The organism is Lentzea atacamensis (assembly GCF_003269295.1).
In the GTDB taxonomy this organism is placed as follows: domain Bacteria; phylum Actinomycetota; class Actinomycetes; order Mycobacteriales; family Pseudonocardiaceae; genus Lentzea; species Lentzea atacamensis.
This window is the reverse complement of the sequence record NZ_QLTT01000023.1, coordinates 1,754-5,207: the sequence shown is the minus strand read 5'-3', so window position 1 is coordinate 5,207 and position 3,454 is coordinate 1,754. Positions and strand designations below refer to the sequence as shown.

Annotated in this window: 2 rRNA genes; both read right to left on the bottom strand. The window is 56.3% G+C overall.

The annotated features are described in order from the left end of the window. Positions 1-114, bottom strand: a 5S ribosomal RNA gene (gene rrf, locus C8D87_RS44895); the annotation flags it as partial. Between the two features lie 89 nt (positions 115-203). After that, positions 204-3,286, bottom strand: a 23S ribosomal RNA gene (locus tag C8D87_RS44890). Positions 3,287-3,454 lie beyond the last annotated feature (168 nt).

Genomic DNA, 3,454 nt, shown 5'->3' with positions numbered 1-3,454 from the left:
CGGCGGCGACCTACTCTCCCACACCGTAACCAGTGCAGTACCATCGGCGCAGAAGGGCTTAACTACCGGGTTCGGAATGGGACCGGGTGTTTCCCCAACGCTATAACCACCGAAACACTATGAAATTACAACCAGCAACCCCGCGGGGCCGCGATCGGTCCTGGTTGTTCTTCCAGAACCGCACAGTGGATGCGTAGCGTCTTTGTAACAAGTCCTCGGCCTATTAGTACCAGTCAGCTCCAACCGTTACCGGTCTTCCACCTCTGGCCTATCAACCCAGTGGTCTAGCTGGGGGCCTTAACTCACGAAGAGTGGGATACCTCATCTTGGAACGAGCTTCCCGCTTAGATGCCTTCAGCGGTTATCCCTTCCGAACGTAGCCAACCAGCAATGCTCTTGGCAGAACAACTGGCACACCAGCGGTCCGTCCGTCCCGGTCCTCTCGTACTAGGGACAGCCTTCCTCAAGTATCCTACGCGCGCGGCGGATAGGGACCGAACTGTCTCACGACGTTCTAAACCCAGCTCGCGTACCGCTTTAATGGGCGAACAGCCCAACCCTTGGGACCTACTCCAGCCCCAGGATGCGACGAGCCGACATCGAGGTGCCAAACCATGCCGTCGATATGGACTCTTGGGCAAGATCAGCCTGTTATCCCCGGGGTACCTTTTATCCGTTGAGCGACCACGCTTCCACAAGCCATGGCCGGATCACTAGTTCCGACTTTCGTCCCTGCTCGACCCGTCAGTCTCACAGTCAAGCTCCCTTGTGCACTTGCACTCAACACCTGATTGCCAACCAGGCTGAGGGAACCTTTGAGCGCCTCCGTTACTCTTTGGGAGGCAACCGCCCCAGTTAAACTACCCACCAGGCACTGTCCCTGATCCGGATCACGGACCGAGGTTAGACATCCAATACGACCAGAGTGGTATTTCAACGACGACTCCACCAGCACTGGCGTGCCAGCTTCACAGTCTCCCACCTATCCTACACAAGCCGAATCGAACACCAATACCAAGCTATAGTAAAGGTCCCGGGGTCTTTCCGTCCTGCCGCGCGTAACGAGCATCTTTACTCGTAATGCAATTTCGCCGGGCCTGCGGTTGAGACAGTCGAGAAGTCGTTACGCCATTCGTGCAGGTCGGAACTTACCCGACAAGGAATTTCGCTACCTTAGGATGGTTATAGTTACCACCGCCGTTTACTGGCGCTTAAGTTCTCAGCTTCGCCCCGAAGGACTAACCGGTCCCCTTAACGTTCCAGCACCGGGCAGGCGTCAGTCCATATACATCGTCTTGCGACTTCGCATGGACCTGTGTTTTTAGTAAACAGTCGCTTCTCGCTGGTCTCTGCGGCCGTCTCGCCCTAGCCTGCAAGAGGCTTCAAGCGCTACGGCCCCCCTTCTCCCGAAGTTACGGGGGCATTTTGCCGAGTTCCTTAACCACAGTTCGCCCGATCGCCTCGGTATTCTCTACCTGACCACCTGTGTCGGTTTGGGGTACGGGCCGCATGAACACTCGCTAGAGGCTTTTCTCGGCAGCATGGGATCACTCTGCTTCGCCTCAATCGGCTACGCATCACGTCTCAGCCTTAATGAGTTGCGGATTTGCCTACAAGACTCCCTACACGCTTGCACCAGTACTACCACTCACTGGCGGAGCTACCCTCCTGCGTCACCCCATCGCTTGACTACTACAAGTTCAGTTCCCGCGCTCCACAACCCCGCTAGTCCCGAAGGACATCGCAAGGCGCTTTGGGCGGTTAGTATCACAAGGTTCGTCATGGGCGCGTTCACACGGGTACGGGAATATCAACCCGTTGTCCATCGACTACGCCTGTCGGCCTCGCCTTAGGTCCCGACTTACCCTGGGCGGATTAGCCTGGCCCAGGAACCCTTGGTCATCCGGCGGACGAGTTTCTCACTCGTCTTTCGCTACTCATGCCTGCATTCTCACTCGCATAGCGTCCACGGCTGGATTCCTCCGCCGCTTCAACCGCTACACGACGCTCCCCTACCCATCCCAGCACAAGGCTGAAATGACACAGCTTCGGCGGTGTGCTTAAGCCCCGCTACATTGTCGGCGCAGGACCACTTGACCAGTGAGCTATTACGCACTCTTTAAAGGGTGGCTGCTTCTAAGCCAACCTCCTGGCTGTCTGTGCGACCCCACATCCTTTCCCACTTAGCACACACTTAGGGGCCTTAGCTGGCGTTCTGGGCTGTTTCCCTCTCGACTACGAAGCTTATCCCCCGCAGTCTCACTGCCGCACTCTCACACCACGGTATTCGGAGTTTGGTTGACTTCGGTAAGCTTGTGGGCCCCCTAGGCCATCCAGTGCTCTACCCCCGCGGTGAAACATACGACGCTGCACCTAAATGCATTTCGGGGAGAACCAGCTATCACGGTGTTTGATTGGCCTTTCACCCCTAACCACAGCTCATCCCCCAGGTTTTCAACCCTGGTGGGTTCGGGCCTCCACGCGGTCTTACCCGCGCTTCACCCTGGCCATGGCTAGATCACACCGCTTCGGGTCTAGACCACGCGACTAAACGCCCTATTCAGACTCGCTTTCGCTACGGCTACCCCACACGGGTTAACCTCGCCACGTAGCACTAACTCGCAGGCTCATTCTTCAAAAGGCACGCCGTCACCCCTAAAGGCTCCGACGGATTGTAGGCACACGGTTTCAGGTACTATTTCACTCCCCTCCCGGGGTACTTTTCATCTTTCCCTCACGGTACTAGTCCGCTATCGGTCACCAGGGAGTATTTAGGCTTAGCGGGTGGTCCCGCCAGATTCACAGCGAATTCCACGAGTACGCTGCTACTTGGGAACACTCCAACGAGACGCTATGTTTTCGAGTACGGGAGTTTCACCCTCTACGCTCACGCTTTCCAGACGTATTCCTCTAACAATGCGTTTTCTGACTCGTTGCCAGTCCGGCAGAACTGACCAAGAGGTCCCACGACCCCGCGAATGCAACCCCTGCCGGGTATCACACAGACGCGGTTTAGCCTCATCCGCTTTCGCTCGCCACTACTCACGGAATCACGGTTGTTTTCTCTTCCTGCGGGTACTGAGATGTTTCACTTCCCCGCGTTCCCTCCACATACCCTATGTGTTCAGGTATGGGTGACCCCACATGACTGGGGCCGGGTTTCCCCATTCGGAAATTCTAGGATCTCAGCTCGGTTGACAGCTCCCCTAGACTTTTCGCAGTCTCCTACGTCCTTCATCGGCTCCTGGTGCCAAGACATCCACCGTATGCCCTTACTAACTTGCTACAAAGATGCTCGCATCCACTGTGCAGTTCTCAAAGAACAATCAGAACTCTCCACACCACTGCGAACGCCGGCCTGATCCATTGACCAAGTGGTTCATTCGCGGCAGAGAGCCGATCACTGAAAGACACTCACGTGTTCTCTCAGGACCCAACAGCGTACCGATCTCTT